Raw genomic sequence first — 16,634 nt, forward strand, 5'->3', positions numbered from 1 at the left:
CCTAACGTGAAAAAATGGTTGGATCTCCAGCAATTTTGCTCAGTTTTCCATTTTCAAATATGCCCATTTTTTCCAGCCATTCCGCAAATAGTGGGGACGCCCCTTTGTTCAATGTTTGTCTCAATGTCGCTACGTCATGGTAACTGAGTGATTGATAGTTAAGCATGCAATCATCCCCCATTGGTGTAGCGATGACAAAATTCACTCCTGCCGCAGTCAAAAGAACACTCAAATCTTCAATATCATTTTGGTCGGCTTTAATATGGTTGGTGTAACAAATATCCACACCCATCGGAATTCCATGCATTTTCCCCATAAAGTGGTCCTCTAACCCTGCTCTGATTACCTGCTTGTTGTTATACAAGTATTCTGGGCCGATAAACCCAACAACCGTGTTGACGATGTATGGGTCATAGTAACGCGCAAAACCATAGTTTCTCGATTCTAATGTCATTTGATCGATTCCAAAATGAGCTTCTGCTGATAATTCAGAACCTTGCCCTGTTTCAAAGTATAAGCATTGTGGACCCGTTCCAGTTCCTAAGGTTTTAGCCATGTCCCTCGCTTCCTCAAGCATGGTTGCTGAAATCCCGAAGGAACGATTGGCAGCTTCCGTTCCAGCGATACTTTGGAAAATCATATCTGCTGGCGCTCCTTGTTCAATCGCTTTCATTTGTGTGGTTACGTGTGCTAATACACAGTTTTGGGTTGGTATTTGCCACTCTTCAATAAAATCATGTGTCGCATGTAGCATTCGTTTGACACTTTCAACAGAATCATCTACAGGATTTATCCCGATCACAGCATCTCCAATTCCATAAGAAAGTCCCTCTTTTAATGAAGCAATAATACCTTCTACATGATCTGTTGGATGGTTTGGTTGAAGACGGGATGCAAGGGTTCCTTTGTGTCCAATTGCAATATTACATTTTGTGATAATTTCTACTTTATTTGCAGCATGTACCAGGTCGAGGTTGGACATGATTTTTGTAACGGCTGCAATCATTTCACTATTTAACCCTAAACTCAGGCGTTTCAGATCCTCACCTGTTACCTCATCATTTAAAATAAATTCTCGTAACTCTGCTACAGACCAATTTTTAATTGATTGATAGACGGGCTCTTTTACCTGACTTTCAATGATTTTTGATACTTCATCCTTTTCAGGAGGGAGAAGTGGATTTTCCCGAATATCTGAAAGTGTCAATTGACTAAGTACTTCTTTGGCAGCAATCCGTTCTTGTACGGTTTCAGCTGCAATACCAGCTAAACGGTCTCCTGATTTTTCTTCGTTTGCTTTTGCAAATAAATCTTTTAGTGAATGAAATTGATAAACTTTACCTAAGTAATTCGTTTTTAGCCTCATTTGGCCCCCTCCTTCCTTAATGGTGGAATGTTAAGGTTTTTATCACGACTGGAACTACACTCGTTTGTAGAAGATGCCCAATGTCAATGTAGTCACCATGTTCCACCCGAATTTGATCAATACAAATGATACTTTGTGATGGACGTTGAACTTTCAATGTTTGCCCTAATGCCTTTGCATGATCACTTTCAAGAACGATAACGAGTGGCTGTTTGGTGTTTACTTTTTCTTTCATTGCATCCAAAATGGCTCTGGCAAATGATTGGATATCCTTAAAGCTTAAATATGGGATCTCTGTAAAATACAAGGCAAAGTTTTGTCCCTCTTTATTTGGGTCATACATTTCATTTGCCTGTTCAACCGACTTTACGAGTTGCTTCAATCCTGTCTCTAAGTTGTTGCCTAATGGAACTTGATAAACAGGTAAGTTTCTTAGCGGTAAGTCATGGCTGTCCACCTGGATGGTTGCGCCACTAATTTCAGTCGTTTGTGTCCCAGCACCCAGTACTGTTGCTCGTACAGTCTCATCGGGATGAATCCAAGTCCATTTAGCTAACTCTTTACTTTCTTTTAATGAACTAGCTAGCGTTTCTCCGATATCGTCATAGTGAGTTTCACTTGTAGATGCGGATTCCTGACGATAGATACACTCACTAATCCCGCCTGAGAACATGATCGTTTCAATTTCTTCATTCCAATTTGGCTCATGTCCTAAAAGCAGGACTTTATCTGAGTCCGTCAGTCTTCTTTCTAGCATTCTAGAAAGAACATTTGCCATATAGTCCGTTAGCTTTTTCTCTACAGACTTGTTTTTGGCATCTCCTTCTTCAACTGAAACGCCCCATTGAGTAAATAGCTCTCGAATTGGTGGAGAAATACTTCTCACTCTTGCCTGACTATATTCAATTAGACGTCCGCCAATATGTAGCGTACATGTTCCACATAGTTTCCCTGATTTATAGACCGCTACGTTTGCCGTTCCACCACCGATATCGATATTGGCAATCACTTTTCCTGTTTTTTTCGAAAACTCAAATGCGCCTGAACCTTTTGCGGCAATAATCCCCTCTAGATCTGGTCCTGCAGTTGCGACTAGAAAATCACCAGCATGATCGGATAGTTGATGAACCATTTGTTGGGCATTTTGTTTTGTTGCTGTTTCACCAGTGATAATGACTGCCCCTGTTTTAATATCGTTTGCGGTAATACTCGCCTTTTCATATTCCTTTTTGACAAGTTCTTCGACTTCCTCAATATTGATGGTGGTTGCATTCAATAATGGCGTTCGATAGATTGGGCTTCGATGGATGACCTTTTTATTCACTATCTCAATTCGTGGCATATGCGTACCGCCAGCCATATTCATTAATGAAAATCGACTAATCACAATCTTCGTCGTACTGGTCCCAATATCAATGCCAGCACTTAATATTTCCTCACTTTGAGGCTGATACTTTTTGATGTAACTCACCTCATTCCAAGCTTCTAAAAAATAAAAAAGGCACCCTATACAATCTGTCAGGTTGACAGATTATATAAGGCGCCTTTGCCTAGTACATTCATTTGTTATAGTAATATTATAATCTATTATTTTTTAAATGTAAAGGTTTTCAATCAAAAATCAGTGATTCACTTTTGTTTAATTGAGCATATTCTTTCATATCTCGCATCGTATGACAGTTTACCAGATCCTTAATCTCCTGAATACCTTTACCTGTCATAGAGGAACTAATGACTATTGGTCCGTTTGGTATCACTCGTTTTAATTGTTGAATCGCTGAATCAATATCAGCTTTTTCAGAATCACTTTTTGTCACGACCCCAATTGGGAGTTTATTCATACCTGTACTAAAACCTGGCGGGAAAATCGTTTTGTTCCTTGTCGCATCCTGTAAAAACAATACATGGGTCACTTCCAGTGATGTCGCCATTATATTTTTATAATATAACGGGTTTTCCGTGTACTCACCAGGTGTATCCACAATCCAGTCGTAATATACTAATGCTTGCGTTTTAACCGCTTTAACTTCTCGACCTAGAAGAGCATTTGTTAACGTAGATTTCCCAGCCCCAATCGAACCAATTAACATCGCTCTATTTTTTCTAGTCATCTTACTACTCCTTTATGATTTAGTAATGGCTGCTGGGGTATATTTTAACGTTTCTGATAAAAATCTATTAATCTCCTCCATGGCCATTTCGACGGAAGATACGGTTCCAACAATTACGAGACTCCCAGTAAAGCGGTCTAAAAAGCCAATTTCAACATCTGCCGCTTTCGTTGCAAGATCGCCTGCAATGATCACGGTTTCACTTGGAGTTAATGTGAGAATACCAATAGCTCCTGCTTGCTGTATGCCTAATTTTTCAAACATATCAGGGCCTGGGTTCGCGATTAAGTGACTTAATGTAACCTGTTTGCCTGGAACAAATTCTTGAATAAATCGTTTTTTATCTTCACTCAATCTGACAACCTCCTTGGTTTATGCCTCTAAGCTGCGTTTTTCTTCTACTATTTCTTCCTTCGGTAAATACTCGTCTTTTCCAATGATTCCTGCTTCACGATCTTTCTTCTCTAATTCCAATGCCTTTGGTACGGATAACCAATACGCTAAACCAATACCAATGGCACCAGCAGAGATTTTACCAACAATAATTGGAAGAATTAATGTAGGTTGGAAATTTGCTGTGAAAGATAAGTGATCTCCAAGTAAGAAAGCAGCACACACACCGAATGCAATATTGATTACTTTATCTTTTGGTGGCATTGTTTTGACTAGCTTAAACATCGCGAGGATATTGGCAATTGTCGCAATCAACCCAGCACTTCCTTCTTTACTCAAGCCAAGCTTTCTTCCTAGTGCCTCAAGTGGACCTCCTGCATACTTCTGTAGTAAATAAACCATCGGGAATGCACCTGCTAACATAATCCCGATATAACCCGCTGTTTCTAGAGCTCGGAATTGATCGTCTGCATCAGCCATGATTGGATCGAATCCCCATGCACCAAACACTGTTGAGAAGAACCCTGTGAAAATTTCAACAATCGAGAAGACAAGTACAAGCTTAATGGCTGCATCCATCAATCGTCCAAACAACATGAACCCTCTGATCATTAAATCTGGTAGGAAATATAATCCAGCTGCAATCAGTACGACAAATATGATTAAAGGACTTAAGTTTAATAAAATTTGACCAAAACCGATGGCAAATTGATAAGTTGCATCACCCGATGTAGAGATAAAATCTCGTACCGCTGAGTTTGTAAATAAAATAATTGAACTTGAAATGAGTGCACCAATTGGTATCGTTAATACCCCTGCCATGACTCCAAGCGCCATATATTTATGGTCACGTTTGTCAAGCATGGCTAGACCCATTGGAATCGAGAAGACAATGGTTGCCCCAGCCATAAATCCAACAATCATGGCCATGATCCAGCCTTCATGGGTTTCTTTTAAGACATCCGCTAATTGGTAGCCTCCCATATCGGTTGCTAGAATAGACGTCGCTGCGATCGCAGGATCTGCTCCAATCGCTGAAAAGACGGGGCCAAATACTTTATCAATGAACCAAGATAAATATGGAATGGATGCCATAATTCCCGCAGCAGGTACAAAAATATGACCAACCGCATGTAATCCTTCCATAAATTGAGCGCCCAAACCATCATCACTGTTTCGAATTGCAGCTACAGCTCCTGCAACCGCACAAAGCATGATGATATAAATGACAATTTGCCCTACCATTTCCATACAATTCACTCCCTGTTCTTCGTTTTTATTTTATATAGATGGAGAATACGTATATTTTTTACAAGATCGACACCCTATAAAAAGACAAAAAGGCACTGTACGGTATAATGATGGATTATACCGTTACAGCGCCTTTGCTTCGTCTATTCACTTGTAAAAAATGTTACACATCATATTTTAATATGATCTGCTTTGCTACCTTCTCCAGAGTAACCTGTTTATTCATGCTAATCTTTCTCATTTTTTTATATGCCTCATCTTCGTGAACATTAAACTTTTTCATGATAATTCCTTTGGCTTTTTCAACTACTTTTCTTTCCTGTAGTTGTTTATTCATATTCTGTACTTGTTCACGATATGAATGAGCATTTTCTGCTTGTCTTAAGGCAATTTCCACAGCTGGAATTAAGTTCGCCTCTGTAATAGGTTTCACTAGGTAACCCATAATATTTGCTTGCTTTGCTTTATCAATGTATTCACGCTGACTGTACGCCGTTAAAATCAGTATAGGAGTATGTAACTTTTTTGAGATAATTTCACTTGCTTTTAAACCATTTAATTTAGGCATTTTAATATCCATAATGATTAGATCAGGGTTCAGCGAGAAAGCCTTTTCTAATGCCACTTCACCATTGCTAGCTTGCCCAACGACTTCATAGCCATTTTCCTCAAGCATCATTGCAATATCCATCCGAGTAATCGACTCATCCTCAACCACCAATACCCTTTTTTTCATGCCTAATTTCCCTCCTTTAACGGGAAAACAACTGAAGCAACAGTCCCATTTTCAGCCTTCTGAATCTTAAATTGACCTGACAAATCATGTTCAATGAGGGTCTGCACAATATCTAACCCTAATGATGTTTTGGATGGAGGTGAATAACCCTCCCCATTATCGATTACTTGAACCATAATTTGACCGTCCATTTGCTGTAATAAGACCTCTATTTCGCCAAATTCAATTGTTTTAAATGCATGTTTTACACAGTTTTGGATTAATTCATTGACAACGAGTGCAACAGTTACAGCTTTATCGGATTTGATTTGTATATTTGGGCCAGAATATGAAATCGAAATATTCATATCTACCCCTGATTCCATCACAAGTGCATTTCCAATTTTTTCAATCAATTGATAGAGATCCACATCATCTACCGTTGAATTCGATAGAATAATTTCATATACAGACGCAATACTTGTGATTCGATTGAGACTTTCCTCAAAATGAATTTTACTTTCTTCAGGAAGCCCTCTTCTCATTTGTAAACGTAGTAGACTTGCTATCGTTTGGAGATTATTTTTCACACGATGATGAATTTCTCGAATCGCAACTGACTTCACGATCAGTTCACGCTCTTTTTCTCGTAATTCTGTTATATTCTTTAAGATGACAAAGAAACCGTATTCACTTTCCTTCAAAGATAGTCTGATCTTTTTCACTTGAAAAACCCGATTTAGAATGGTTAGTTCTTTGATAAGAAGGTCTTCTGGATCTTCAAGAATGCGATTGATTTCGGGAAAAAACTCAATCAACTTTCGATCAACCCAATGACCATCCAGATAAGTCTCTTGGATTAAATTTGATGCGGAAGGATTGCAATACACAATTCTACCCCGATCATTAAGTAAGAACAGAGATTCTTCAAGCATTTCTGGAATGATTGGACGATTTTGTGTGATTCCAACCAAAATTTCGCTCAAAGTCTCGGTCGCCTCTGATAACGCTTCCATTTTTTCCTGTGTTTTTAACTGTTCTGTGATATCTTTTTCCATGATTAAGGTACCGATAACCTTATCCCTACTATTTTTGATTGGGACAACGCTCTGATTTACGGTTCTACCCTCTTGTGTTAAGGCACGATTTAGAAAAATGGGTTTTCCTGTCTTCAAAGAAGACAATACAGAAGGTTCAAAAACATCATACGCAAATTTACCAACAATAGGTTTTGAATAGATTGATTTAGTAGTTGTTGGCGAAGCTTCCGCTACGACGATTGCATGTTTTCCCTCTTTGGTAAGGCAATCAACAAATACATTTGCCCTGTTTAAATCTGCAATCAAGCCTAAATTCGTAGCTACACCTTTAATTATTTCAATGTCTTCCTCAGATAGATTTGTGTGGAGGGTACACAACTCTTCAATCTTGTTGTTTGTCATAGTACTTATCTCCTATTTCTATTGAGAGCAATATATAATAAGTATTATAAGAGTCTTATATTTTTATGTCAATATTGTGAATTTAATAATAAATGAGATTCATAGACTTTTAGACAAAAAACAGGTACAACGAATGTTCACAGACAGTTCGTTATACCTGTTACGACAACGTTTAGGATAATTGAGTAAGCTTCACACCACTTACCTTATGTGTTAAGACCTTTTCTATAATGTCAGCGAGGTAGGCACCTGCTTCGACTGGAGGTATCCCCCCATCGTGTATATTCGATATGACCGTTCGATCCGCCTCAACCGTATTTTCTGTTGGTCTATAGATGAGATAGGCACTAATACTTTTGGATGTAGCAAGCCCTGGTCGTTCACCTATCAAGGAAATCACGACATCACAATTTGTGATCGAAGCAATCTCATCTTGGATCCACACTCGACTTCTTTTAATAAAAACAGGTTCTCCGATTGAGATATTTTTCACCTGTAGTCCTTGTATTAATGCTGGCAGCAAATCTGGTATATTGGCTTCGATCCCAGTTGAACTTAGGCCATCCGATACGATAATTTGAACTTGTTTATTTTTTGATAGATTCTTTTCAGCCCACTCTCTAGACGTGTCGTTTAAAAAACGCCCACTATCTAAATTCATTAAGTATTCATCCATCGATTCTGATTTTGATTGAAGGACGGGTAGATTCATCTTTTCTAAAAACTCGTCTGATACACCATTAAATACGGCATCCTGTGCAGCTGCATGGTCAATCCGAAAATAGAGATATTCCTTTGTTTTAAATCGTGTCCCTGTGCGCCCAACACCAATTCTAGCTGGTGTTATCGCCCTTGCTTTTTGAATGATCTCATAATCCACTGGGTTATCTACTCCAACTTCCCTTTTATTCTCAACGATAATATGGTTCTTGGTATTGTCTTGTTGATCATGTTTGCTGGAACCCTTTTTCTTTTTTTCCAATTCTTCTATTACTTGTTTGACAATGTCTTGAATATCCATTCCATTATCTCCTTTTATTTAAAAATAGATAAATCTCCTGCTCGTTCCGTTAAGCGACCATTTTCCATAATCCCCATTTTTTCTAACCAAATCTCAAATTCTCTTAATGGACGTAAACCTAACATTTCTCTTAAACTCGCATCATCGTGGTAACTTGTATCCTGATAGCTAAGCATGACGTCATCCCCGCCAGGAACTCCCATATAAAAATTTGCACCAGCTAATGTGGTTAACATTCCAGCGATTTCCTGGTCATTTTGATCCGCTTGCATATGATTTGTATAAGTAGGTGCAATTCCCATTGGAATTCCATGCAATTTCCCCATAAACAGATCCTCTAGATCTGCTCGTATCATTTGTTTTCCATCGTAAAGAGTTTCTGGTCCAATAAAGCCAGAAACATTATTCACCATAAATGGTTTCCAGTGGCGTGCATAACCGTACGTTCTTGACTCAAGCGTTTGCATATCCACACCATGGTGTGAATTAAGTGATACCTCAGAACCTTGACCTGTTTCGAAATAAAACTGATTCGGACCTGCTGATGTGCCGTGTTTCGCCATGAGGTCTGCCGCCTCGTCTAAAATAGACTTTGAAACTCCAAAATCATCATTTGTTGCATTTGTTCCAGCTAAACTTTGAAAAATGATTCCACTAGGGGCCCCTTTTTCAATTGCTTTCATTTGTGTGCCAATATGTGCTAATACACAATTTTGTGTTGGAATCTCCCACTGTCTCATAAAATCATGTGTCATATGTAAAATCCTAGATACCGATTCTACTGAATCATTATTCGGATTCACTCCAATAACTGCATCCCCTGCCCCGTAAGATAGTCCTTCCTTCAAGGAAGCAAGAATGCCTTCAAGATTGTCATTGGGATGGTTAGGCTGACAACGAAACGCCAATCGTCCTTGTTCTCCAATTGTTGTATTGCAATGAGCAGTCGGTCTCACTTTCTGTGAAGCCAACACCAAATCGATACTAGACATTAGCTTTGCAACAGCAGAAATCATTTCACTTGTTAGGCCCTTACTGATTCGTAATAATTGGGAAGAACCAGTATTGTGCGAGAGGATGTATTCTCTTAATTCACCAACCGTCCACCCCGAAATTTCTTGATAAATATATTGATTGATATCATCATAGATAATCCTTGTCACTTCGTCGGATTCATATGGAATCACTGGTTCCTCGTAAATGTCCTTTAACGTTAATTCACTTAAAACAAATTTTGCTGCCATTCGTTCTAGATTCGAACGGGCTGCAATCCCCGCCATAATATCCCCAGATTTCTCCTCACTTGCTTTTGCTAAAATCTCTTTAATGGAATGAAATTGATACACTTCATTTTTCAATGTACATTTAAACATTTTTAAGCCTCCAATTTATTTGTTTTCCTTTACAATCCAGAGTTAAGAAAGCGTTCACATTTTTTGATAACGTAAAAAAGGCACCTTAACCACAAGCCATAGAATTGGCTTGGAGTTAAGGCGCCTTTACCTGAACGTTTCACTTTATACCTATTATAGCAAAGAGTGTGAAAACTTGAAAGGTCGTTTTCGCACTATTAACAATCTTCGATAAGATAGATGCCTAATAATTCGTTAAACCCATTACGAATATCTATATCGTTTTGACAATTCGTAAGTTCAACTGTAATCACTTTTCCATTGCTCTTCTAGCGAATGGTCTGTATAAGAGTTACCTCATTACATCAATTCATTCTTTCTCTAACAAAGTTTCTATTTTCCGAGCAGGCACTGCCATTAAAGAATCGCATTTCCATTCCCCTTCATACTGCATGGATAATCTTACACCCTGACCATATGAAACCGAATCTTCCCAAAAAGTTTTTAAAGCGAGGTATTTTGAGACGATGTAACGAATGACACCTCCATGAGTAATTACGAGTACATGTTTTTTCTCACCTGTTGGATCCTTCATTACTTGTTGAAATAAATCATCGAGAAAGGCATCAATTCTCGATTTGAATGATACAGGTGTCTCACCATTTGGAATTGGCACTTCTTCCCAATCATCAAGCCAATCCCGATAACGTTGCTCATATTTTAACTGATGATATGTTTTGCCCTCCCAATCACCAAAATCGATTTCTCTTAATCTTGAATCTACGGTAGCCTCCAAAGAGATATTTAAAAAGTCTACTGTTTCTTGGCAAGGTCGTAAGTCACTAGTAAAGATTGAATCAAATTCCTGCTTTACAAGGTCTTTTTTCAGATCGATAAGCTGATATAGTTCAGTTTTTATAAGTTGTCGGTCCGTATGTCCTAAATATCTTTTTTCCTGATTCCAATCGGTTATCCCATGTCGAACAAGAAATAAATCCACATGATAGCAAGTTCCCATCTTTCGCCTCCTTCAATCGCCATACCAAGTAGCTCTTTAGAGATTATGAGCACAAAAAAACGCTTTTCCTCACGAAAGCGTTGTGTAAAGGGCAGTATATACCTGTCGTATATATAACTTGCAATCTAAAAAACAAATAGCAAACAAATGCAATTTAGAGATTGCCGCACTTTAAACATTCCTTTCCTCGAGGAAGCTTAAACAAAACAAATAGGCAGGTCTCCTGACTTACAAATCAACGGTTGGATACGCCTTCCCATGCTCGTTGCACAGTGGATCAAGTGTAACCTTCCTCCTTGCTTACAGTGGCGGGACCGTGTTGGAATTGCACCAACTTCCCTCTTAGTCTTAAATGGCTCAACATGAGCACATTAAGAAACCTATTTGCTACATATTCACTTTTTGAAAATATACCTGCATTATATTCCAACCTTTTACATTTGTAAAATCATTGTATCTGTATAACTAACCATTAGAAATTGGATCCTATATTTTAGACCCTACAATCGTCTAAAAAGTTAGCAGACATTACCAACGTCTTCCACAGTAATGAATATACACCAAAATGCATTGACTACATTTCTACATAAAAAAATGTGACAATCAAAAACTCGATTATCACAGCTGTTTTACATGTATCGTGACTGCTGTTCTATTCCCCTAATTCTCCTAGCTGCTGAATCTGATCCATTGTATTGGTTATGTTCTGGAACGTTTGAAAGATTTCACTATTTTCAAATAATGCTGGATCAAATTGTCCATTCTCTACATTTTCCAATACGACGTTGATTCCTTCTTCCGCTTGGGTGTTGTAATCAACAATTTGTTGATGTAGGTCTTCAGCGGTTCCAGGTGCTTCAAGACCATTAAATATTTCGATGTCTTCTTTCATTTCTGTTAGCATCGTTTCAAGTTCTACTCGAGCCTGTTCATCCGTAACTGCTTGCGAGGCTAGGTCTGGTGCTTCATTTACGAATGCACTCACCTCATTGACATAATCTGTTGCTTCATTCACATATGTTAACGTATTATTCACATCATCCAGAACGGAACAAGCTCCAAGAAAAAGCATTCCTATGAGAGAAAAAACTAAAAATCGTTTCTTCACTTGATCTCCTCCAATTTGCGGCATATCTTATATACGTTTCAAATTGGAGGAAGTTTCAATCCAATTGTTTCCATTCAGTATATTGATAGGAATAGTCTTTCTACCCATTCATTTTTAATAAACCTACAAACAGTCAGGATTCTTCATATAAAACAACATGCTTCCGATTGCCAATCTTCTCCCCATTCACATCCCAAAAAGGTAGAAAATCCACCTTTATATGGTCAATGTATAGGGCCTCATGCATCAAAGACAGAGATACATCTTCTTCTCTTTCCGTTCCAGCATACTCGATGACAATGTCTAAATCACTTTCAGGATGATAATGACTGTATAGTCTACTACCGATGATGGCTACCTTTTTCACTTCAATTTGGAAGTCATTCAGTGCCTCGTCAAGATGAGACAGAATGTGTGACGTTAATTCAGCTTTGGAATAATGACCTAAGCCATGTACTTCAAGCAGTTCCAGAATAACACCTCAATTTCCTATTTTACATATTGTATTATTTATCAGTATAGACCGTGTGTCCTAATTTTTAGACTTTGATGACGAATTCGTTCGCAAAGAATGGCTGTAAAATGTTCTTCCTAATTCAATTAAATTCACTCTTCCTGCGCTTCCCCTACATAATATAGGCACAATTGGAGAAATTATGAGGAAGGACAGTCTTTTTTACACTGCCTAATTGTGCAAGTTAGGGGATATGGAGATGCTACGGCACCTATTCAAACATTTAACAAAATCAAAACCGCAACAACCGAAAAAAGAGGGCTCAAATCAAGATCATGACATACCAGATACAATCTATGTTGATCTCAACGAAAATCTAGCTAATATAAAAAAAATCTTAGACTCTCCCGCTGATTTAATTATACGAGAACTCACAATCGGTGAAAACGGACATAGCTGTGCGATTGTTTGTATCGATGGTTTAGTGGATAAAGAATTAGTGAATGAAGAAGTGGTTAAAAATATTCAACAACAATTTGCGAATGGGAATCAGAAGATACCAGCAACAGGAGTAGAGATTCTTAAAAAAGTAGAGAAAGACATTCTCTCCATCCATGAACTAACGAAGGTACAAACGATGGACAAAGTGATGATTTCTATTTTATCTGGTGACACTGCTCTTTTTGTAAATGGTACGAATGAGGCACTTATTATCGGAAGTAAAGGCTGGGCTGGCCGTGGGATTGAGGAACCGATGACTGAATCGCTAATTAGAGGACCGCGCGAAGGTTTTACTGAGAATATTCGTACAAATACCGTGCTTATTCGAAGACATGTTAGGGATCCAAATCTTCGGTTTGAATCTAGTAAGATTGGCCGCCGCTCTAAGAAGGATTTAATTGTTTGTTATATTGAAGGGATTGTTCATCCAGACATTTTAGCCGAAGTTAATCGTCGATTAAAGTATATTGATGTTGATGATGCACTAGAAAGTGGAACGATTGAAGAATGGATTGAAGATAGTTTTCTTTCACCTTTTCCACTGGTTACACATACAGAGCGTGCAGATAAGGTATCTTCTTCGCTTACACAAGGAAAAGTAGCCATCTTATTAGATGGTACACCCTTTGCTTTATTGGCACCGACAACACTCGTATCTCTTTTCCAATCACCTGAAGATTATTACGAACGCTGGATGATTGGTAGTTTGATCCGAATCCTTCGATATGTCGCAGCGTTTCTTGCGGTGTTTCTACCTGGATTATATATATCACTTGTTTCCTTTCACCAAGGGATGATTCCATCAAAATTAGCCTTTTCCCTTGCAGCTTCAAGAGAAGGACTGCCCTTTCCAGCCATCATTGAAGCGTTATTAATGGAAGCAACCTTAGAACTTCTCCGTGAAGCTGGGATTCGTCTACCGAAAACCATTGGACAAACGATTGGAATTGTCGGTGGTCTCGTAATTGGTGAAGCTGCTGTTCAAGCTGGAATTGTGAGTCCTGTCACGGTCGTCATTGTCGCATTAACGGCTGTTTCTTCGTTTGCTATTCCAACCTATAGTGCAGGAATTGCCTTTCGAATTTTGCGATTTTTTATCATGTTAGCAGCAGGTGCTTTAGGTCTTTATGGAATCATTCTCATTTACATTATGATTAATATTCATATCGCACGTTTAACGAGCTTTGGTATACCTTATTCGGCGCCATTTGCTCCTACTTTTTATCACGATTGGAAGGATTTATTCATACGTGCACCATTAACAGCACAACACAAACGACCTCAACATTTACAGACCGTTGATGATACACGTTCGAATAAAGGGGATGGACACTCTTGAAAACGTTTGAATACGGTGACAATGAAATTGGTAGTAAAGAAGTCACGTTGGGTATCGCAAGTATGGTCATTGGATTTGGAATCCTTGTACTTCCTCGTACAATTGTTAGTACGACAAAGTCAATTGATGGATTAATTTCAATTGCTTTTGGAGGCATGCTCGTTCTTTTCTTTACCTGGGTGCTAGGTAAGCTTACGACTCAATTCCCTAAGCAAAATCTATATGATGTAGTGTGTTTAATTATAAATAAAAAAGCGGCAACCATTATAACGATTCTATTTGCCCTCTATGCGATGTTATTTGTTAGTTACGAAATGAGGGGTACGGCTGATATTTCAAAACTCTACTTGTTCGATAACACGCCCATTGAGGTGATTTGTTTCACGTTTCTACTGGTTGTGATTTATGCCGTTTCTGGACCAAGTGTTGTGCTTCTTCGCCTCAATTTAATGTTTTTACCTATCGTTCTCTTGATATTGGCCGTCTTAATTTTATTAAATATTAACTTTTTTGAGGTCAAAAATGTTAGGCCCTTTTTTGTCACCGAATGGAGTGGGATCTTTAAAGCTACAAAGGAAACGGTATTCTCATTTTTAGGTTTTGAAATTTTCTTATTTTATAATATGTTCATGAACGAACCAAATAAAATGGTGAAGTCCGTCATGATTGGGATCTCTATCCCCTTATTGTTATATATAATTGTCTTTATTATTGTCATTGGTGTCTTCAGTACAGATGTAACTGAAAATTTACTCTACCCCACAGCTGAATTAGCAAGATTAGTTGAAATCCCAGGTGGGTTTTTCGAGAGATTTGAATCACTCTTTTTTACGATCTGGGTGATGACACTTTTTACAACGGCAGCCATGGCATACGACATCACCCTGCTTGCATTGAACGCTGTATTTAAAAAGGTAAAACGTATGACATTGATTTTTATCCTTTCACCCATCATGTTTATCATTGCGATGGTACCTCAGAATGTATTAGAACTAGCAATCTTTGGTGAATTGATTAGCTATATCGGAATTGGATTTGGTATGTTCTTTCCCGTACTACTACTGTTGATTGCAAAACTACGAGGAGTGAAGGGCAATGGCTAAACTCTTAAAATTGTCAGGAATCCTCTTCATCCTTTTATCACTTACAGGGTGCTGGGATCGTGTAGAAATTGAAGAGAGAGGGTTTGTGGTGGGTCTTGCCATTGATACAACAGAAGAGAATTCTGGAGAAAGTCCTGAAGGTGTCAGAAAGGAAAACTATAGATTGACCTACCAATTTGTAGTCCCTTCTAGCTTTCAAGGGAATGGAACGAGTGGGCAAGCAGATGGTGGATCATCTGGTGGCAATCCCTACTTAAATGTCACCTCCGAAGGGAAAACGATTTTCCAAATCACAAGACAGCTCTCCACCAGACTTAGCCGCTCCCCCTTCCTGCAACATGTGAAAATTATTGTATTGTCAGAGCAGCTTGCCAGACAAGGATATTTATACGATGCACTTGATTTATTTGTACGTGATCATGAGATGAGACGTGCAGCGAAGGTAATGGTGACAGATGGTGAAGCAAGAGATGCTTTAAATATTGACCATAAAATCGAACCCATCCCAATAATGTTCCTTGAAGCGATCACTCAAAATACAGTGAAAACAGCTAGAATGCTACCCCCCACCAACCTAGGGGAAGTTCATGAGAATTTATTAATTGGAACGAGTTTTGTTGTACCGAGACTTGTCGTGAAAGATAAACAAGCAGATATATCTGGTGCGGCCGTTTTTGACGCCCATGATCAAAGAATGCTTGGAACGTTAGATGAAAAAGAAACAATCGCCCTGAATTTCATTCATAGTGATGTGACAGGTGCAGTCATCGAGTTTTTAGTTAAGAACCAATATTTTGCAGTTGAAATCAAGGATACCAAAAATAAAATCACGGTAAATAATTTGGACAAGAACCGAATGAAATTTTCACTCGAAATAAACTCTGATGGAAACGTTGGGGAATCTTACGGAAACCTAGACTTACTGGATCGTAAAGCATTACGTGAAATTGAAAACAATGCCAAAAACGAAATAGAACGACTTATCACTCACGTCATCGAAAAGCTACAACAAGAATTTAATGCCGATGTCATTGGTTTGGGTGAACACTTAAAGCAAGAACATTATCGAACATGGGAATCCGTCAAAGATAATTGGGAAAAAGGAGAGAACTATTTTTCAAAGGCTGAAGTCGAAGTAAAAGTGAATTTTAAATTAAGAGAAATTGGTTCATCCATTGAAACCGTTAAATAAAAAGGAGAAACGTATATGTGGCGTATGATTATCGATAGACTGCCTTCCTTATTTACGATTACACTTGCCCTATTATCTGCACTCATTCCATGGGGGATTTACAGGATAAACAGATTACTCCATTACTATGCGGATCCCCCATGGAAAAGAGATCAGGGAAAGTCATAAGCTGGATTAGCATTCGAAAAGAGGAAAAGCACGTTTTGGTAACGTGCTCAGAGTGTAGAGAAAGGGGTATTTTTTCTCTACACTTTTTGTTTTCGGTGGT

At 38.4% G+C, this 16,634-nt stretch carries 16 protein-coding genes and 1 riboswitch; of the genes, 4 read left to right on the top strand and 12 right to left on the bottom strand.

The window, feature by feature from the left end; genetic code table 11:
- Position 1: 1 nt before the first annotated feature.
- From ACWPVE_RS00975 to ACWPVE_RS01030, 12 genes are all read right to left on the bottom strand, one after another.
- Positions 2-1,366 carry an ethanolamine ammonia-lyase subunit EutB gene (locus ACWPVE_RS00975; protein ID WP_453990023.1) on the bottom strand — a complete coding sequence of 455 codons (1,365 nt, stop codon included), beginning with the start codon at positions 1,364-1,366 and terminating at the stop codon, positions 2-4.
- 16 nt (positions 1,367-1,382) lie between these two features.
- Entirely contained in the window at positions 1,383-2,828 is a 1,446-nt protein-coding gene (locus ACWPVE_RS00980) for an ethanolamine ammonia-lyase reactivating factor EutA (RefSeq protein ID WP_453990824.1), read from the bottom strand.
- A 148-nt stretch (positions 2,829-2,976) separates the two neighbouring features.
- Positions 2,977-3,477, bottom strand: coding sequence for a EutP/PduV family microcompartment system protein (locus ACWPVE_RS00985; RefSeq protein ID WP_453990025.1), 501 nt, complete (start codon positions 3,475-3,477; stop codon positions 2,977-2,979).
- Between the two features lie 12 nt (positions 3,478-3,489).
- Entirely contained in the window at positions 3,490-3,831 is a 342-nt protein-coding gene (gene eutS, locus ACWPVE_RS00990; RefSeq protein ID WP_453990027.1) for an ethanolamine utilization microcompartment protein EutS, read from the bottom strand.
- A gap of 18 nt (positions 3,832-3,849) precedes the next feature.
- Positions 3,850-5,121: an ethanolamine utilization protein EutH gene (gene eutH / locus ACWPVE_RS00995; RefSeq protein ID WP_453990029.1), complete on the bottom strand. Its 1,272-nt coding sequence runs from the start codon at positions 5,119-5,121 to the stop codon at positions 3,850-3,852.
- Positions 5,122-5,284: 163 nt separating this feature from the next.
- Positions 5,285-5,857, bottom strand: a complete 573-nt coding sequence (locus tag ACWPVE_RS01000; protein WP_453990031.1) for an ANTAR domain-containing response regulator — start codon at positions 5,855-5,857, stop codon at positions 5,285-5,287.
- A 2-nt stretch (positions 5,858-5,859) separates the two neighbouring features.
- Positions 5,860-7,278 (bottom strand): sensor histidine kinase, encoded by a 1,419-nt coding sequence (locus ACWPVE_RS01005; RefSeq protein WP_453990033.1) that lies wholly within the window; start codon positions 7,276-7,278, stop codon positions 5,860-5,862.
- 172 nt (positions 7,279-7,450) lie between these two features.
- Positions 7,451-8,299 carry an ethanolamine ammonia-lyase subunit EutC gene (gene eutC / locus ACWPVE_RS01010; RefSeq protein ID WP_453990035.1) on the bottom strand — a complete coding sequence of 283 codons (849 nt, stop codon included), beginning with the start codon at positions 8,297-8,299 and terminating at the stop codon, positions 7,451-7,453.
- A 14-nt stretch (positions 8,300-8,313) separates the two neighbouring features.
- Positions 8,314-9,672: an ethanolamine ammonia-lyase subunit EutB gene (locus tag ACWPVE_RS01015; protein WP_453990037.1), complete on the bottom strand. Its 1,359-nt coding sequence runs from the start codon at positions 9,670-9,672 to the stop codon at positions 8,314-8,316.
- A gap of 349 nt (positions 9,673-10,021) precedes the next feature.
- The gene (locus ACWPVE_RS01020; RefSeq protein ID WP_453990039.1) at positions 10,022-10,669 is read right to left on the bottom strand and encodes a histidine phosphatase family protein; all 648 of its coding nucleotides are present in this window, start codon (positions 10,667-10,669) and stop codon (positions 10,022-10,024) included.
- Between the two features lie 196 nt (positions 10,670-10,865).
- Positions 10,866-11,068, bottom strand: a riboswitch (cobalamin riboswitch).
- A gap of 253 nt (positions 11,069-11,321) precedes the next feature.
- On the bottom strand, positions 11,322-11,777 hold the full coding sequence (locus ACWPVE_RS01025; protein WP_453990041.1) for a DUF6376 family protein: 456 nt from the start codon (positions 11,775-11,777) through the stop codon (positions 11,322-11,324).
- Positions 11,778-11,910: 133 nt separating this feature from the next.
- Entirely contained in the window at positions 11,911-12,144 is a 234-nt protein-coding gene (locus tag ACWPVE_RS01030; RefSeq protein ID WP_453990043.1) for a nucleotidyltransferase domain-containing protein, read from the bottom strand.
- Between the two features lie 346 nt (positions 12,145-12,490).
- Between ACWPVE_RS01030 and ACWPVE_RS01035 the strand changes: the two genes are divergently transcribed.
- The 4 genes from ACWPVE_RS01035 to ACWPVE_RS01050 are packed head-to-tail and all read left to right on the top strand — an operon-like array spanning position 12,491 to position 16,534.
- A complete protein-coding gene (locus tag ACWPVE_RS01035; protein ID WP_453990045.1) occupies positions 12,491-14,071 on the top strand; it encodes a spore germination protein in 1,581 nt (526 codons plus the stop codon).
- Positions 14,068-15,174 carry a GerAB/ArcD/ProY family transporter gene (locus tag ACWPVE_RS01040; RefSeq protein WP_453990047.1) on the top strand — a complete coding sequence of 369 codons (1,107 nt, stop codon included), beginning with the start codon at positions 14,068-14,070 and terminating at the stop codon, positions 15,172-15,174. Before ACWPVE_RS01035 ends, ACWPVE_RS01040 begins: the two co-directional genes overlap by 4 nt.
- On the top strand, positions 15,167-16,366 hold the full coding sequence (locus ACWPVE_RS01045) for a Ger(x)C family spore germination protein (RefSeq protein WP_453990049.1): 1,200 nt from the start codon (positions 15,167-15,169) through the stop codon (positions 16,364-16,366). Before ACWPVE_RS01040 ends, ACWPVE_RS01045 begins: the two co-directional genes overlap by 8 nt.
- Before the next feature lie 15 nt (positions 16,367-16,381).
- Positions 16,382-16,534, top strand: a complete 153-nt coding sequence (locus tag ACWPVE_RS01050) for a hypothetical protein (protein ID WP_453990051.1) — start codon at positions 16,382-16,384, stop codon at positions 16,532-16,534.
- The last annotated feature ends 100 nt before the right edge of the window (positions 16,535-16,634 follow it).

It is taken from the genome of Bacillus nitroreducens (assembly GCF_964021195.1).

What these genes read in the sequence shown, in the direction of transcription:
- ACWPVE_RS00975 (WP_453990023.1), bottom strand. Translation starts at nt 1,366, where the DNA reads ATGAGGCTAAAAACGAATTACTTAGGTAAAGTTTATCAATTTCATTCA.
- ACWPVE_RS00985 (WP_453990025.1), bottom strand. Translation starts at nt 3,477, where the DNA reads ATGACTAGAAAAAATAGAGCGATGTTAATTGGTTCGATTGGGGCTGGG.
- eutH (WP_453990029.1), bottom strand. Translation starts at nt 5,121, where the DNA reads ATGGAAATGGTAGGGCAAATTGTCATTTATATCATCATGCTTTGTGCG.
- ACWPVE_RS01000 (WP_453990031.1), bottom strand. Translation starts at nt 5,857, where the DNA reads ATGAAAAAAAGGGTATTGGTGGTTGAGGATGAGTCGATTACTCGGATG.
- ACWPVE_RS01005 (WP_453990033.1), bottom strand. Translation starts at nt 7,278, where the DNA reads ATGACAAACAACAAGATTGAAGAGTTGTGTACCCTCCACACAAATCTA.
- eutC (WP_453990035.1), bottom strand. Translation starts at nt 8,299, where the DNA reads ATGGATATTCAAGACATTGTCAAACAAGTAATAGAAGAATTGGAAAAA.
- ACWPVE_RS01015 (WP_453990037.1), bottom strand. Translation starts at nt 9,672, where the DNA reads ATGTTTAAATGTACATTGAAAAATGAAGTGTATCAATTTCATTCCATT.
- ACWPVE_RS01020 (WP_453990039.1), bottom strand. Translation starts at nt 10,669, where the DNA reads ATGGGAACTTGCTATCATGTGGATTTATTTCTTGTTCGACATGGGATA.
- ACWPVE_RS01035 (WP_453990045.1), top strand. Translation starts at nt 12,491, where the DNA reads ATGCTACGGCACCTATTCAAACATTTAACAAAATCAAAACCGCAACAA.
- ACWPVE_RS01045 (WP_453990049.1), top strand. Translation starts at nt 15,167, where the DNA reads ATGGCTAAACTCTTAAAATTGTCAGGAATCCTCTTCATCCTTTTATCA.
- ACWPVE_RS01050 (WP_453990051.1), top strand. Translation starts at nt 16,382, where the DNA reads ATGTGGCGTATGATTATCGATAGACTGCCTTCCTTATTTACGATTACA.